We start from the raw sequence: 16,027 nt of genomic DNA on the forward strand, positions 1-16,027 counted from the left end.
CTCCATGCATACTGCTCTGCATGTCCCGACTTTGCTGGCTTAGCTTGAAAAGCTATAAAAATGTGCTTTTTAAGTATTTAAACGCTGATACGGATTGCGCCTACTTTCGGCTCCTCAATGCCCGCCGTGATCAGGAGCCGCACCCATGAACCTTCCCTTCAAACGTGTCATCAGTCTGTTTGCCGCGCCGGCGCTGGCGGGTCTGCTGGCGTTCTCTGCCCAGGCCGACGAGCTCAAGGAAATCAGGATTGCCGTGCCTGATCTGAGCGCGGGTACTCAACACAGCGGCGGGGGCATCGTGGACGTGCTGCGCGATCAGCAGATCTTCGAAAAGGCCTTCGCCGATCAGGGCATCAAGATTCAGTGGAGCTTCTTCAAGGGCGCCGGGCCGGTGATCAACGAGGCGTTCGCCAACGGTCAGGTGGATCTGGCCTATCTCGGAGATCTGGCGGCCATCATCGGCAAGTCCAACGGTCTGGATACGCGCCTGCTCAGCGCCAGCGCCCGGGGTGTGAAGCAATACCTGGGCGTGGTGCCGGGTTCGGGGATCAAGACGCTGCAGGATCTCAAAGGCAAGCGCGTGGCGATCTTCCGGGGCACCGCGACCCAGCTGTCGTTCGATGCGGCGCTGGCCAGCGTGGGCCTGAGCGAGAAGGACGTGAAAGTGATCAACCTCGATTTCAACGCAGCGGTTGCGGCGCTGGCGGCGAAGCAGATCGATGCGTCGTGGGGCAGTTCCGGGCTGACTGCATTGCAGGCCAAAGGCCTGGCCGAGTTGCCGCTTAACACCAAAGACCTCGGTGGCGCCGGCAGTGTGCAGGCGGTGCTGGTGGGCACCGGCAAGTTTGTCGACGGGCATCCGGAAGCCGTGGCGAAGCTGCTCAAGGCGCAGCAGCAGGCAGTGGAGTGGCTGACTCAGGACAGCAACAAGGACGCTTACGTGCAGCTTGTGTCGGGACTCGCGAGCTATCCGCCAGTGATCCTGACCCAGGATCTGAAGGATCAGAACCTGAGCGAAGTGTTCCCGTCGACACTGGATCCGCTGTTCCTCGAAAACCTGCAGGGCAAGGTGGATCTGGCGGCGCAGCAGAAGCTGATTCGCAAGCCGTTCAAGGTGAACGAGTGGGTGGCGCCTGAGCTGGCGGCCGCGAAGCTCTGAGTCATGCAGTCATTCCCGCGCAAGGCGTGGGAATGACCCTCAAACCGCGACGCTGATCGCCTGTTTATCCACCGCCACCAGCGTCTCGATCATCGCCCGCGCCGCCGGTGACAGCCGGAATCCCGTGCGGCTCACTATCCCGCATCGCGCATTCATGCTCTCCAGGTTCTGCGGCAGATTGCGCCAGTGCAGCAGCGCCAGCGAGCCTTGGGCGATGTCCTCGACAAACGCCTCTTCAGTGCCCACGCCAATCGCGTCGGATTGCAGCACCACTTTCACCAGCGCTGGAAAATGCTCGGTCTCGATGGTCGGTGAGAAATCGATCCGCCCGCTGAGATTTGCCAGCAGTTTGCGAATGCCCGGCGGGATCAGCGTGGTCGCCAGCGGGTAGTCGAACATGTCGTTGGTCGACAGGCTTTCCTTGGCCAGCAGCGGATGCCCCGGCCGGCAGAAAAACACCCCGCGCTTGGGTGTCAGCGGCTGGGTCTGGAAGTTCGGGTCGGACTCGAAATGGCGGATGTCGGCGATGAAGAATTCGATCTCTTCGCGGCTCAGGGCGCGGCTGAGTTTTTCCCAGTTATCCACCTGAAAACAGGTGCGCACTTTCGGGTGCGCATTGATGAATTGCGCCACCGCGTCCGGCACCAGTTTTACCGCCGGCGCCGGGCCGCAACCGAAGTGCAGTTCGCCAGCGTCGAGCTTGGTCATCTGCGTCACTTCGGCGCTGAGTAATGCGGCGCCCTGCACCAGGGTGAGGGCGTGTTGCAGAACCACCTGGCCTTCGGGCGTGGGGCGCAGATCCTTGTTGCCGCGATCCACCAGCACGCAGCCGAACTCCTGCTCCAGCCCCTGAATACTGCGGCTGAACGCCGGTTGAGTGATGCCCATGGCGTCAGCCGCACGGACAAAACTGCGGTGTTCGTTGAGGGCGATGAAGTAGCGCAACTGGCGAAGATCCATATGCTTTTCCGGCATCCTAAAAATAGCTCGAAGGCATTTGCGACGAGGTTGCTTGAGGTTTTAAATGCAAGCTCTTATTCCGTCAACGAAGCATGTGAATATCTATTAGATGTAAATGGAATATAGATAGAGCGTTGTTTCGCTGCCGTCCAACCGCAAGCAGTCGATGAGGGTCTACCCATGAGCAATGCCGCACTCGCTGTAAAACCCGCTGTCCACGCGCTGGACATTCATCCGGTGGCCGGCCGTATCGGCGCCGAAATCCGTGGAGTGCACCTGTCCGGTGAGCTGGATGCCGCGACGGTTGAAGCCATTCAACAGGCGCTGATCCAGTACAAGGTCGTGTTCTTCCGCGAGCAGACCCAGCTCGACGATCAACGTCAGGAAGCCTTCGCGCATCTGCTCGGCGAGCCCGTGGCGCACCCGACCGTGCCGTCCCGCGAGGGCACCCGTTATCTGCTGGAACTGGACGGCGCCGAAGGGCAGCGCGCCAACTCCTGGCACACCGACGTGACCTTCGTCGATGCCTACCCGAAAGCCTCGATCCTGCGTTCGGTGGTGGCTCCGGCGTTCGGTGGCGACACGCTGTGGGCGAACACCGCGACCGCGTACAACGAACTGCCGACTGAATTGCGTGAGCTGGCAGACAAACTGGTGGCTGTGCACAGCAACGAGTACGACTACGCCGCCGTGAAGCCGGACGTGTCGGCGGAGAAGCTCGAGCGCTATCGCAAGATCTTCACCTCGACCGTCTACGAGACCGAGCACCCGGTGGTGCGTGTGCACCCGATCAGCGGCGAAAAGAGCTTGTTGCTGGGGCATTTCGTCAAGCGCATCAAGGGCTATTCCCAGGCTGATTCGGCGCACCTGTTCGGCTTGCTGCAGAGCCATGTGATTCGCCAGGAGAACGTCGTGCGCTGGCGCTGGAAGGCCGGTGACGTGGCGATCTGGGATAACCGCTCGACGCAGCATTATGCGATTGATGATTACGGCACTCAGGATCGTGTGGTGCGTCGGGTGACGCTCAAAGGGGAAGTGCCGGTCGGGGCGAATGGGCAGCGTAGCCAGACCATCAAAGGCGCAGAAATCGTCGGCGTCTGACTGATCGTTCCCACGTCGAGGCGTCGAACCGTCTGCGTGGGAATGCCTCAAGGGACGCTCTGCGTCCGCTTTGGGACGCGGAGCGTCCCGGGCTGCATTCCCACGCGGAGCGTGGGAACGATCAACAACAATCTCAATCACCAGACGCCAATCTGAACGAGCTTCTCGGTCTCCGGCTCCCCATAACGAAACCGCTGCCCACGCAAATCAATCTCCTGATGACTGATGGTCGTGCGCCGCTTCAACCCGCGCACCCACTCGAACAGATACCCCGCATGCTCCTCGCGCACTGCCGCATACGCCGGATCAGCGCCCAGATCCTGCAGCTCCTGCGGGTCATTCAACAGATCGAAAAGCTGCGGCCGGAAGCCGTCGTACGCCAGGTATTTCCAGCGCTCGCTGCGCACCATGGTCATGCGGCAGCGGTCGATCGGCTGGCCCAGTCGCTCACGTGCCGGGGCCTGGAAGGCATAGTCGTATTCGCTGATCGCATAGCGGCGCCAGTCAGGACTTTCACCGTGCAGCAGCGGAATCAACGAGCGACCCTCCAGTCGATGCTCGGCGCCCCTCACACCCAGCGCTTCGAGAAAGGTCGGCACGCCGTCGATGGTTTCCGCCAGGCGTTCGTCCACCGTGCCCCGCGTGACATCCGCCGCCGCACGCGGGTCGCGCACGATCAGGGGGACGCCCACCGCCTGCTCCAGCAAAAACTCCTTCTCGCCCAGCCAGTGATCGCCCAGAAAGTCGCCGTGATCGCTGGTGAACACGATCAGCGTGTCCTCCCAGCGACCGTTGCTTTGCAGGAAATCGAACAGCCGCCCCAACTGATCATCGACCTGTTTGACCAGGCCCATGTACGTCGGGATTACGTTCAGTCGTACCGGATCTTTGGAGAAATTCAGGCTTTCCTCATGCTGGCGAAAGGCCTGATAGACCGGGTGGTCGCTTGGAGAGGCATTACGTACCGGTTCGAGAATCGATTTCGTACTGTACAAGGTGTGGTATGGCGCCGGTACGATGTAGGGCCAGTGGGGTTTGATATAGGACAGGTGTAAAAACCACGGTTTTTCACCTTGCTCACCGATGAAGTCGATGGCTCGATTTGTAGTGTAGACAGTCTCTGAATGTTGCTCGGGAATTCGCGCTGGCAAATGGGCATTGCGCATTTTCCAGCCGCTGAGGATTTCGCCGTTGTCGCCTTCGGCCGCGTTGGCCCAGTCGTGCCAGGGGTTACGCCCTTCGAAACCCTGTTCCCGCAGGTAATGGGTGTAAGGCGCGGATTCGCGTTTGTCATCGAACAGTGGATCGTCCGGGAAGATGCCGTCGTGTCGAAAGTACGGCTCGAAGCCGACTTCGTTGAGCACTTCGGCCTGGGCGCTTTCGGGGTTGATCGCCAGCCGCTGCAAGGCATCCACGTTGGCCGTGGCGTGGGTCTTGCCGACCAGCGCAGTACGAATGCCGTGGGGCCGCAGGTAATCGCCGATGGTCAGTTCTTCCAGCGGCAGCGGCACCGCGTTCCACGCTACTTGATGGCTGCTGACATAGCGCCCGGTGTAGGCCGACATCCGCGACGGCCCGCAGATCGTGCCCTGTGTATAGGCGCGGCTGAAGCGCACGCCGGCGGCGGCCAGGCGATCGATGTTCGGGGTGTGCAGGTGCGGGTGGCCGTAGCAGGACAGGTAATCGCGGCGCAGCTGATCGCACATGATGTACAGCACGTTGCGCACAGGGTTTTGCGGGTTGGACATGGGGTTCACCAGTCAGAAAGACAGGCGAGGTTTTTCGCTTTCGGCGAGGGTGTTCGGCAAGTGCATTCGGGGAATGTGTTTCATGCAAGAAATGCATTGGCGCCTGTACCGGCCTCTTCGCGAGCAAGCCCGCTCCCACAGGAGTACGCGTTTCAAATGTGAGAGCGGGCTTGCTCGCGAAGGCGGTGTGTCAGACGGCAAAGTTCTCCAGTGAACACACCTCTTCTTCCACCGCATCGATCGCCTTGATCTGCTCGATCATCGCCTCGGCCAGTGGCGACAACCGATACCCGGCGCGGCTGACAATTCCGTAACGGGTGTAAAGCTCCTCCAGATCATCCGCCAACCCTTCGACCTTCAAGCACACCAACTCACCCCGGGCCTGATGCAGCGCATCCGAATAGGCGCCGACGATGCCGATCGCGTCGGAGCGCAGCACCACGCCGAGCAGGCTGGCGCTGTTCTCGCACTCCACATTCGGGACGAAATCCGGGCGGCCACTAAGATCGACGATGACCTTGCGTAGATTCGGCGGACGAATGCTCACGGCCAGTGGATAACTCATCAATTGCTCGGCCGTGACCCGATCCGATGCGGCCAGCGGATGCCCGGAGCGGCAGCAGAAATGCCATTTGCGCGGTCGCAACCGGTGGGTCAGATAATCCGGATCCGCCTCGAAGTGCCGAGTATCGGCAACGAAGAATTCGAACTCTTCGCTCAGCAGCCGTTTGCTCAGGCTCTGCCAGTCATCGACCTGGTAATGCACCCGCGCTTTCGGGTATCGGCCGATGAAGCTGCCGATCGCTCGCGGGATCAATCCTGCCGCCGGCGCCGGGCCGCAACCGAAGCGCAATTCCCCCGCCTCCAGCCCGTTGAACTGGCTGATCTCGTTGGCCATCTGCTGCGCACCGCTGACCAGTCGCCGCGCATGTTCAAGCAGCACCTGGCCCTGTTTGGTCGGTGGCAATTCCTTGCGCCCGCGATCCACCAACTGACAACCGACGCTGTGTTCCAGCGCCTGAATGCTGCGGCTGAATGCCGACTGCGACAGGTTCACCGCCTGCGCGCCGGCGACGAAGCTGCGTTGTTCGGCGAGGGCGATGAAGTGTCTGAGCTGGCGCAAGTCGATATGCATTTTTCACATAAAAAAAATCCGGGAAATGCATTGGATATGCATTAGGTCGACTCCTTATAAAGGCAATCTCTTATGCAGTAAATCTTTGTAAAAACATAAATAAATAACTTAAAAGAATATGCAGCACGGAAGATGTCTGCGTGTTTTTTGACCAGGAGCAGCCCCATGAGTCCGTTGAACCTCGCTTCACCGCCGCCGCCACGACGGCTCAAACGTCTGCCTCTGGCCCTGTTGCTGGCGGGGAGTGCCAGCTGGACCCACGGCTACGCTGCGGAAACGGAAACCCCTGTGCCGGCACCGGCAGGCAAGACCGCGACCGCCACTTCGCAACTGGAAACCGTGACCGTCACCACCCGCCGTCGCGAAGAAAGTTCTCAGGACGTGCCGACGCCCATGAGCGTGGTGAGCGGCACGACTTTGGAGACGCAACGGGTCTACCGGATTCAGGATCTGCAGCAACTGGTGCCCAGCGTCAACGTCGCCTACATGCATGCGCGCCAGTCCAGCGTGTCGATCCGGGGCCTGGGCAACAACCCGGCCAGCGACGGTCTGGAAGGCAGCGTCGGGCTGTACATCGACAACGTTTATCTGGGTCGCCCGGGGATGGCGGTGTTCGACCTGATGGACATCGAACAGCTCGAAGTCCTGCGCGGGCCGCAGGGGACTTTATTCGGCAAGAACACCACCGCCGGGGTGATCAACATCAGCACCCGCGCACCGAGTTTTACCCCGGAACGCAGCATCGAAACCTCGGTCGGCGAGGACGGTTATTTCCAGACCAAGGGCACGATTTCCGGGCCGCTCAACGATGTGCTGGCCGGGCGTTTGTCGGCCTATCGCACCCGCAGCGACGGTGACATCAAGAACGAATTCAACGGCCATGACCTGAACGGCGGTTCCCGCGACGGCTTCCGTGCGCAGTTGCTGTTCAAACCCAACGAAAACTTCAATCTGCGCTGGATCGGTGACTACAACGAAGAGGATTCCAGCGCCGGCACCCGCGTGCTGTACAACACCGGGCCGACCATCAACGGCGTCAATCTCTACTCGGCCCGCGCCGCCGCTGCCGGTGCGACGCTGGTCAACGGCTCGCACCGCAAGGTCAATCTGGACAATGACCAGCACGTCACCGTGCATCAGGGCGGCACGTCGGTGGAGGCCAACTGGACCCTTCCGAGCGACTTCACCCTGACCTCGGTCAGCTCTTACCGCTTCTGGAATTTCACCCCGCGCAACGACGACGGTCTCAACGTGCCGGCGACCTACAACGCCGGGGTGTCGGTGGAGGACAAACAGTATTCCCAGGAATTTCGCCTCGCGTCGCCCAAGGGCGAGTTCTTCGATTACGTCCTCGGTGCCTACTATTTCGGCTCGGACCTGGACAACAAATCCTTCGCCTATTACGGCCCGCAGGCAGACATCTGGAACGGCACGCCACGGGGTGCACTGGCCAACGTCAACAGTGTCGGCCGTGGCCATATCAAGACCGACAGCTTCGCGCTGTTCGCCCAAGGCACCTGGCACCTGACCCCGCGTCTGGATTTCACCGCCGGGGTGCGTGGCACCTATGAAGAGAAGAACGCCTGGGTCAATCGTGATGCGCCGGTCGGTGGCGCCGCTGTCACGGGTGCCGCCGCCACCGCGCGACGCGGCCGGACCGGCGCCTACGATTCCGGCGACCTGAATCAGTACAGCTCCAGCCCGTCCGGATTGCTCAACCTCAGCTATCGCTTCACCGATGATCTGCTCGGCTACGCCACCTTGTCTCACGGCGAAAAATCCGGCGGGGTCAACCTCGTGGTCGGCTCGGCCCCGACCGCTGGTGCCGACTCGTTGCTGATCGGCACCGAGCGCGCCAACAACGCCGAACTCGGCTTCAAGAGCACGCTCTGGGATCGGCGTTTGCAGCTCAACGCCAACGTGTTCTGGACTCAGGTCAACGCTTACCAGACCAACGCCTACGACGACGTCAACCGTGTGCAATACCTGACCAACGCCGGTTCAGTGCGCTCGCGCGGCGTGGAGTTCGAGAGCACCGTGATCCCGTTGCGCGGCCTGACGCTGAACTTCAACGGCTCGTACAACGACGTCAGTTACCTCTCGTACAAGGACGCGCCGTGCCCGCCGGAAGTCAGCCAGGCACCGGGTGCTCCGGCCTCGTGCGACCTCAGCGGTCATCAGGTGGTCGGCGCCTCGAAATGGATCGGCAACGCCAACGGCAAGTACGAATGGAATCTGGATAACGGCCTGCAACCTTACGTCACCGGCAGCTACGCGTTCCGCTCCAAAGCGGTGGGCACGGTCGAAGATTCCGACTATGGCCAGATCCCGAGCTATGCGGTGGTCAATCTCTCCACCGGCCTGCGCGGCGATTTCAATCAGGGTCAGTGGGACGTCTCGCTGTGGCTGAAAAACGCCTTCGACAAAACCTACTACACGACCCTGTGGACCGGCGGCAACGGCGGTTACGAAGGCCTGCTCGGTACGCCGCGCACCCTTGGCGTCACCGGTCGCTATGACTTCTGATCGACCCTTCAAGGAGCTGCATCATGTTGCGCATCAAAACCGCTTTACCGGTGTTGTTGTCCGGCGCAGTGCTCAGTGCCGGGGCGCTCGCCGCGCCCAGCGTCTACCCCACCGGCGTCACCCGTTACGACCCGGCCAAGGCCTTCAATCAATATGTGATCTTCAGCGGTGCCGACAAGCAGACGCACCTGATCGACATGAACGGCAACGAGGTCAAGAACTGGCCGCAGTCGGGTTTCCCGTCGGCGATCATCGACCCGAAACTGGTGGGTGGCGAGCGCGGCCATGTGTTGCTGCAACTGAGCGAAAAGGATCCAGGCAAGCTCGGCTCCGCCGGCAATGGCCTCGGCAATCAGAGCGTCGGCGAGCTGGACTGGAATGGCAAAGTCGTCTGGCAGTGGGGCGACAAGGCGCCCGGTGGTGCGGCGCAACAGCATCACGATCAGCGTCGCCTGAGCAACGGCAACACCGTGGTGCTGGCGAACAAGGTGCACAAGGTCAAAGGCTTCAAGGTGCCCGAGGTGATCGATGACGCGATCTATGAAGTCAGCCCCGCCGGTGCGGTGAAATGGCAGTGGCTGGCGTCGGATCACTTGAACGAATTCGGCTTCACCGCCGAGCAGTTGAAGCTGGTTCGCGCCAGTGAAAATCCGGATTACTTGCACATCAACAACCTCAGCCTGGTCGGGCCGAACAAGTGGTTCGATGCCGGCGACAAGCGCTTCAACCCGGACAACCTGCTGATCGATTCGCGCAACGCCAACTTCATCGCGATCATCGACAAACACAGCGGCAAGGTGGTCTGGCGCCTGGGGCCGAATCTGCCGTTGGCCAATCCGAAAACCGCGCAGAAAATCCCGCGCCCGGTGGACCAGTTCGTCGGTCAGCATGACGCGCACATCATCCCGGCCGGATTGCCCGGCGCGGGCAATCTGCTGGTGTTCGACAACCAGGGTTCGGCGGGTTACCCGAACGTCACGCTGGGGCTGATTTCCGGTTCGCGGGTGCTGGAGATCGACCCGGTGAAAAATGAAATCGTCTGGCAGTACAGCGCCGCCAATTCGAAGCAGCCGGGGTGGGCGTTCTACAGCTCGTTCATCAGCAGCGCGCGGCGCTTGCCCAACGGCAATACGCTGATCGATGAAGGCATGAACGGGCGGTTTTTCCAGGTGACGGCCAGTGGTGAAAACGTCTGGGAATACGTCAGCCCTTATCTGGGCAAGGCGCCGGGCAGCGACGCGATCAGCAACTGGGTCTATCGGGCCCTTCCTGTGAGTTATGACTGGGTGCCGGCAGGAACGCCGCGCTCGGAAACGGCAGTGATTGCGCCGGCCATTGGTGTGCAACAAACCAATGCCAGTCGTTAGTTATTAAGAGTCTTCCGAATCGAAATAAGTTATGAGCGACATGAATAGTGCATATAGCAATTTCGTTGAAAAGTCGCGTGGACAATAAATGAATGTCCAACCATCCTGAGTGTCGTGAGTTTCCAGGAGGAAACTTGCTCTCATCGGAAGACACTTATCCAACGATAAAGGAAATCTCGTTATGTCGAGCATTAATGGCACTTATGTAAATGCCAACTCTGGCGCCAAGCTGGTTATCACCGACGGTAATGATTCCAATGGCAGCTTCAGCGGCACCCTCAGCCAGGGTGGCGTGAATTATGACATCCGTTACGGGAACTACCACTTCCAGAACAGCACCGGCAACCCGACTACAATCGCGGTGCTGGCTCAGAACGGAAATAGTGGTTATCAGACCTGGACGCTGTTTTCGCCTGATCACAACTACGCGAAACTCCGGGCTACCGGCTCGCGCGTGAACTTCGATGGTGAAGTTGTGAATTTGGGTGGTGAGTTTCTGAAGCAATAAGAAATTCCGTAAATCGAAGGCCGATGCATTAAACATGCATCGGCCTTTTTATTTACCTCTTAAAAAGCTCGTCAACTATCACCTTGGCATTAGTTGTCACTGAATCCCGGGTCATCGATAACCCAATGCCTTGGATGAATACTTTTTATGCCAGGAAAGCATGTCGATTTCGGCGAATCGCTGGAAGCCTTGCAGGCCGTGGCTTTGGCGGAAATGACCGTTTCATATATTCCATAAGCGTCTATTCATAACATGAAAGATTACTTTCGGAGATAAGCGTCTAGCCCAATGATTGACCCATCGATCACGCCGTGGGGGATTCAACAAGCGGCGAATCGGCTACGCGAAAAAACGCAAAGAGACCGCAGGGAGTAAATCAATGGGCAATGTCCAGACCGCCGCCAGTGCACAGGAGGTGCTGTGGCGCCAGGCGCCGAGCGGCGAGTTGGTCGATCTCGGCCGGCCCCATCGTGTGCCGTTGGGGCAGCTGCGTTTGCAGCGCGCGCCCAAGGGCATTCTGAGCCGCCGCGAAACGATTCTGCTCGGCGTTCTGGCGCTGGTGGTGCATGGCGCGGTGATCTACTGGATCAACCAGCATCCGACACCGGCGCTGCCGATCGTGCCGCCGGAAATTCCACCGATGACCATCGAGTTTTCGCGCCCGGCGCCACCGGCACCACCTGTGGTTGTACCGCCACCACCGGCGCCTGTGGTCGAGCCTCCGCCACCGGTGGAGGACGAACTGGCAACCAAGCCACCACCGAAACCGAAGCCGATTCCCAAACCGAAACCGGTCGCCAAACCTGTATCGAAACCAGCGCCAAAAGCCGTCGAGCAACCCCCGGCTCCGCCACAACCGGCCGCTCCGGTCGCCGCGCCAGCGCCACCTGCACCACCGGCGCCTGCTCCGGTGACGCCGGCCTCGGCCAACGCCGCGTACCTGAAGAACCCGGCGCCGGAGTATCCGTCGCTGGCCCAGCGTCGCGGTTGGGAAGGCACGGTGTTGTTGCGGGTACACGTGTTGGCCAGCGGCAAACCGGGCGAGATCCAGATTCAGAAAAGCAGTGGCCGGCAACAGCTCGACGATGCGGCGCTGGACGCTGTGAAGCGCTGGAGCTTCGTGCCGGCCAAGCAGGGTGATGTCGCCCAGGACGGCTGGGTCAGCGTACCCATCGATTTCAAGATTCATTAAACCGAAACCAATTTCGCGCTAAACGTTTACACGAGGGAACACATCATGACGTTACTGGCATCTCCACTGGAATCCATCGAAAGCGCGGTGATCTGGCTGCTGGTGGTCTTCTCTGTCGCCACCTGGGGCCTGGCCTTGCTCAAGGCGCTGCAGTTCGGCCGGTTGAAGGCGCAGGACCGCAAATTTCACAAGCGCTTCTGGGCGGCGTCGAGTCTGGACTCCGCCGCCGAGTTGAGCGAAACCCAGCCCGGCGCGGCAGCGCGGGTGGCACAGGCCGGTTATGCGGCGATCCAGGTGGGCGAGGCGCCGCAGGCCAATGACCTGAGCCAGGCGATCAATCATCAGGATCGTCTCGAACGTGCCTTGCGCCAGCAGATCGTCCGCGAGCGTCGTTCGCTGGAAACCGGTCTGGCGGTGGTCGCGAGTATTGGCAGCACCTCGCCGTTCATTGGTCTGTTCGGCACGGTGTGGGGAATCATGGAAGCGTTGAAAGGCATCAGCGCGGCGGGTTCGGCGAGCCTGGAAACGGTCGCGGGGCCCATCGGTGCAGCGCTGGTCGCCACCGGTGTAGGGATCGCGGTCGCGGTGCCGGCGGTGCTGGTTTACAACTACTTTTTGCGTCGTCTGAAACTGACGGCGGCGGATCTGGACGACTTTGCCCACGACTTCTACAGCCTGGCGCAAAAGAGCGCGTTCCGCGTGCTGATCCACCCGACCGCGCATAAGGCAGCGGCCCAGGGCAACGCAACAAAAGTGAAGGAGGCGTCCTGATATGGCCTTCTCCACGCAAGACAGCGACGAGGTGCTGAGCGAGATCAACGTGACGCCGCTGGTGGACGTGATGCTGGTGTTGCTGGTGGTGTTCATCGTCACCGCGCCGCTTTTGACCAACGCGATACCGATCAACCTGCCGAAGACCGAAGCGGTGGCGCCGGTCGAGCAGAAAGACCCGTTGGTGGTGAGCATCGACGGTGCTGGAAAACTATTTATCAACAAGGACGAAATCCAGCCGGACCTGCTGGAGTTCAACCTCAAGTCGGCCAAGGCGAAGGACCCGGAAGTGCGCGTGCAATTGCAGGCCGACGACGGGGTGAATTACGGCGAAGTGGCGCGAGCCATGGCTTCGATTGAGCGGGCGGGCATCACCAAGCTGTCGGTGATCACTGCACGATAAGGGTTTCACGTTTTTCCGGGGCCGTCTCCTTGGCAGGGTGCGGCCCCTTTTTTTGCCCAATGCTTAATATTCTTTTCAGGTCTTAATAAATAGCTTCTTATTCCTTAACGAATATAAATCCCGTCCCTATACTCGTTCAGGAACAGACACGACGCAGGAGAGCTCCCCCATGCGCAACGAATCAATCCGTTATCTGATTGTGCCGGGCTGGCAAGGATCGCCAGAAGATCATTGGCAAACCCACTGGCAGAACAGCCTGCCCAACAGCGCGCGGGTGGAGCAGGCCGACTGGCTGACGCCGCGTCGTGAAGACTGGGTCGCTGCGCTGGCTGAGGCAATTGCTGCCGACAGCTCGCCGGTGATTCTCATCGCGCACAGCCTGGGCTGCATCACTGTGGCGCACTGGGCGGCCACCGCGCCGCTGCATCATTTGCGTCAGGTACGCGGGGCGCTGCTGGTTGCGCCAGCGGATGTCGAGCGTCCGGCGTGCGTGCCGGCACTGCGTAATTTCGCGCCGATCCCGACCGATCTGCTGCCCTTCCCGAGCCAGGTCGTCAGCTCCGACAACGACGCCGCCGTCAGTGCGCCGCGTGCGCTGGAACTGGCGCGCAACTGGGGCGCCGAGGCGGGGATTCTCGCGGGCGCCGGCCATATCAACGTGAAGTCCGGGCATCAACGCTGGGAGCAGGGATTCGCTTATCTGTATCGCCTGCAAAACCGCATGGAACATCACGCCCGGCGCCGTGCCTGATCACTTTTATTTTTTTCAACGCCCCCGTCTCCCGGCGATTTGGGGCGGGAGTCTGCCATGAGTTTTGAAACCTTCGGTCAGCCGTTGCTGACCTTTCCCGATGCGGAAAAAAGTCCCCTGAGCATCCGCGCCAAGGCGCTGGTGTTCGTCGATCCACGCTCGCGTCAGTTGCGCGAGGAAATGGCCCAGCTCGCACCGCGCTCGACCTCTGTGTTGATTCGCGGCGAGACCGGCACCGGCAAGGAATTGCTCGCCCGCCACATACACCGCGCCAGTGATCGCAGCGGGCTGTTTGTCTCGGTCAATTGCGGGGCGATCAGCCCGACCTACGCCGATGCGGAGTTGTTCGGCTACGCCGCCGGCAGCTACAGCGGATCGGCCAGCAGTCGCGCCGGCTGGTTCGGTTCGGCCAACGGCGGCACCTTGTACCTGGACGAGATCGGCGACCTGCCGCTGCCGATCCAGATCAAATTGCTTTCCGCCCTGGAAAACCACGAAGTCACCCGCGTCGGTGCACATCAACCAAGCCCCGTGGACGTGCGCCTGGTCGCTGCGACCAGCATCGATCTGGCCCAAGCAGTGGCGGCGGGGAAATTCCACGAGCGGCTTTATCACTATCTCAGCGAAGGGCATCTGGAACTGCCGGCATTGCGCGCGCGGGTCGGCGACATTCTGTCGTTGGCCGAGTACTTCCTTGGCATCTACAGCCAGCGCCTGGATCTGCCGGTGCCGCTGATCAGCGAAGCGGCGCAACAGGTGCTGGAGCAGCACAGCTGGCCGGGCAACACCCGGGAGCTGGAAAACGTCATTCATTTTGCGCTGCTGGTGAGTACCGGCGACGAAATTCTGCCAGAACACCTGAACCTGCCCGAGGTGTCTGGGCCGCTGGTTCAGATCGAACGTCAAGTGGCGAACATCAGCCTCAACGGCACCGTCGACGAACGTAAGGCATTGAAAGAATTGCTGTTGAGCCTGAGCGAGGCGTTGTAACCATTTTGTTCAACATGAACAAAATGGAATATGAAGCTGAATAAACGTTATTGTCCGGGAATAAAAAATCCCGGTATTGTCCGCTTCACGCCAGCAGTAGCACATCGCTGGCACACGTATTAATGCCGTCGTCGATGACGACCGATTTTCGATAAGGACACTGCATGAAAAAGGTTCTGTTGTTTACCGCATTGGCGGCTGCTCTGACTGCTTCCCTGGCCCAGGCCGGCGAGAAACTGGTGGTTGCTGCGACGCCGGTACCGCACGCCGAGATCCTCGAACTGATCAAGCCGACCCTCGCCAAAGAAGGCGTGGATCTGGAAATCAAGGTCTTCACCGACTACGTGCAGCCGAACGTACAGGTGGGCGAGAAGCGTCTGGACGCCAACTACTTCCAGACCAAGCCTTACCTGGACAGCTTCAACGCCGGCAAATACAAGGACGACAAGGCCAAGTACCTGGTGACCGTGCAAGGTGTTCACGTTGAACCGTTCGGTGGCTACTCGAGCAAGTACAAGACCCTGGCCGAACTGCCGGACGGCGCCACCATCGCCATTCCGAACGAAGGCAGCAACAGCGGTCGTGCACTGATCCTGCTGCAGAAGGCTGGCCTGATCGAGCTGAAAGATCCTAAGAACGCTCTGGCCACGCCAAAAGACATCGCCAAGAACCCGCACAACTTCAAGTTCAAGGAACTGGAGTCGGCCCTGCTGCCGCGCGTTCTGAAAGAAGTCGATCTGGACATGATCAACACCAACTACGCGCTGGAAGCCAAGTTGAACCCGACCAAGGACGCCCTGGTGATCGAAGGCGCTGATTCGCCTTACGTGAACTTCCTGGTCGCCCGTGAAGACAACAAGAACAGCGACGCCATCAAGAAACTGGCCGCTGCCCTGACCAGCCCTGAAGTCAAAGCGTTCATCGAGAAGAAGTACAACGGCGCGGTACTGCCGGCGTTCTGATCCGACGCAACAGCAACCCACTTCAAGGTTGAAAAAAACGCCGATGACCAGCGATGGTCATCGGCGTTTTTGTGTGTGCGTTTGCGATGATCGTTCCCACGCTCTGCGTGGGAATGCCTCATCGGGCGCTCTGCGTTCGGCTCTTGATGGGACGCGGAGCGCCCCGGGCTGCATTCCCACGCAGAGGGTTCGACGCCTCGACGTGGGAACGATCGAAGTGGGGGCTACGCAGCGCTGGTTTTCAGCGCCCTGCGCAAAGCCACCAGCCATTTCACGAAATCCTGCGGGTCCGGTCGCTGCGGCACTTTTACGTCCATGTTCTCTTCCTTGTTATGGGGTCGGCCGGGGGAGTCTGGCCAAAAGCTGTTCGTCCTTGGAGGGCTTTTACGAAAAAAAGATCCGTCCTACAGCGAAAGGAAAAATAGCCTTCTTATTCTGTCGGGGCAAACCCGCA

14 protein-coding genes are annotated in these 16,027 nt (G+C 60.3%); 11 read left to right on the forward strand and 3 right to left on the reverse strand.

Translation table 11 applies throughout. The annotated features are described in order from the left end of the window. Window positions 1–145: 145 nt before the first annotated feature. Window positions 146–1,159, forward strand: a complete 1,014-nt coding sequence (locus ABTV87_RS01065; protein ID WP_433898868.1) for an ABC transporter substrate-binding protein — start codon at window positions 146–148, stop codon at window positions 1,157–1,159. A 39-nt stretch (window positions 1,160–1,198) separates the two neighbouring features. Here the strand turns inward: ABTV87_RS01065 and ABTV87_RS01070 are convergent, their stop codons facing one another. Continuing rightward, entirely contained in the window at window positions 1,199–2,119 is a 921-nt protein-coding gene (locus ABTV87_RS01070) for a LysR family transcriptional regulator (RefSeq protein WP_085608580.1), read from the reverse strand. A gap of 180 nt (window positions 2,120–2,299) precedes the next feature. Here ABTV87_RS01070 and ABTV87_RS01075 point away from each other — a divergent pair, with 180 nt between their 5' ends. Further along, the gene (locus ABTV87_RS01075; protein WP_007952791.1) at window positions 2,300–3,220 is read left to right on the forward strand and encodes a TauD/TfdA dioxygenase family protein; all 921 of its coding nucleotides are present in this window, start codon (window positions 2,300–2,302) and stop codon (window positions 3,218–3,220) included. 137 nt (window positions 3,221–3,357) lie between these two features. Here ABTV87_RS01075 and ABTV87_RS01080 read toward each other — a convergent pair whose 3' ends face one another. Together ABTV87_RS01080 and ABTV87_RS01085 are read right to left on the reverse strand one after the other, a co-directional pair. Then, complete coding sequence (locus ABTV87_RS01080) at window positions 3,358–4,968, reverse strand: alkaline phosphatase family protein (protein ID WP_007952789.1); 1,611 nt, start codon at window positions 4,966–4,968, stop codon at window positions 3,358–3,360. 190 nt (window positions 4,969–5,158) lie between these two features. Beyond that, on the reverse strand, window positions 5,159–6,103 hold the full coding sequence (locus tag ABTV87_RS01085) for a LysR family transcriptional regulator (RefSeq protein WP_236193010.1): 945 nt from the start codon (window positions 6,101–6,103) through the stop codon (window positions 5,159–5,161). A 165-nt stretch (window positions 6,104–6,268) separates the two neighbouring features. Here ABTV87_RS01085 and ABTV87_RS01090 point away from each other — a divergent pair, with 165 nt between their 5' ends. From ABTV87_RS01090 to ABTV87_RS01130, 9 genes are all read left to right on the forward strand, one after another. Then, window positions 6,269–8,629, forward strand: a complete 2,361-nt coding sequence (locus ABTV87_RS01090; RefSeq protein WP_236187784.1) for a TonB-dependent receptor — start codon at window positions 6,269–6,271, stop codon at window positions 8,627–8,629. A gap of 23 nt (window positions 8,630–8,652) precedes the next feature. After that, a complete protein-coding gene (locus ABTV87_RS01095; protein WP_258712721.1) occupies window positions 8,653–9,996 on the forward strand; it encodes an aryl-sulfate sulfotransferase in 1,344 nt (447 codons plus the stop codon). Between the two features lie 181 nt (window positions 9,997–10,177). Continuing rightward, window positions 10,178–10,504, forward strand: a complete 327-nt coding sequence (locus tag ABTV87_RS01100; RefSeq protein WP_039764506.1) for a hypothetical protein — start codon at window positions 10,178–10,180, stop codon at window positions 10,502–10,504. Window positions 10,505–10,883: 379 nt separating this feature from the next. After that, the gene (locus tag ABTV87_RS01105) at window positions 10,884–11,696 is read left to right on the forward strand and encodes an energy transducer TonB (protein ID WP_221533586.1); all 813 of its coding nucleotides are present in this window, start codon (window positions 10,884–10,886) and stop codon (window positions 11,694–11,696) included. 45 nt (window positions 11,697–11,741) lie between these two features. After that, window positions 11,742–12,467 carry a MotA/TolQ/ExbB proton channel family protein gene (locus ABTV87_RS01110; RefSeq protein WP_085608585.1) on the forward strand — a complete coding sequence of 242 codons (726 nt, stop codon included), beginning with the start codon at window positions 11,742–11,744 and terminating at the stop codon, window positions 12,465–12,467. A 1-nt stretch (window position 12,468) separates the two neighbouring features. After that, on the forward strand, window positions 12,469–12,870 hold the full coding sequence (locus ABTV87_RS01115) for an ExbD/TolR family protein (protein WP_003220570.1): 402 nt from the start codon (window positions 12,469–12,471) through the stop codon (window positions 12,868–12,870). A gap of 169 nt (window positions 12,871–13,039) precedes the next feature. Beyond that, on the forward strand, window positions 13,040–13,621 hold the full coding sequence (locus tag ABTV87_RS01120; protein ID WP_007952774.1) for an alpha/beta hydrolase: 582 nt from the start codon (window positions 13,040–13,042) through the stop codon (window positions 13,619–13,621). 57 nt (window positions 13,622–13,678) lie between these two features. Further along, window positions 13,679–14,611: a sigma 54-interacting transcriptional regulator gene (locus ABTV87_RS01125; protein WP_433898869.1), complete on the forward strand. Its 933-nt coding sequence runs from the start codon at window positions 13,679–13,681 to the stop codon at window positions 14,609–14,611. 164 nt (window positions 14,612–14,775) lie between these two features. Continuing rightward, window positions 14,776–15,573: a MetQ/NlpA family ABC transporter substrate-binding protein gene (locus ABTV87_RS01130; protein ID WP_011331930.1), complete on the forward strand. Its 798-nt coding sequence runs from the start codon at window positions 14,776–14,778 to the stop codon at window positions 15,571–15,573. Window positions 15,574–16,027 lie beyond the last annotated feature (454 nt).

The sequence above is a fragment of the Pseudomonas sp. PSE1(2024) genome, assembly GCF_050990555.1.
GTDB classification, from domain to species: Bacteria; Pseudomonadota; Gammaproteobacteria; order Pseudomonadales; family Pseudomonadaceae; genus Aquipseudomonas; species Aquipseudomonas aphyarum.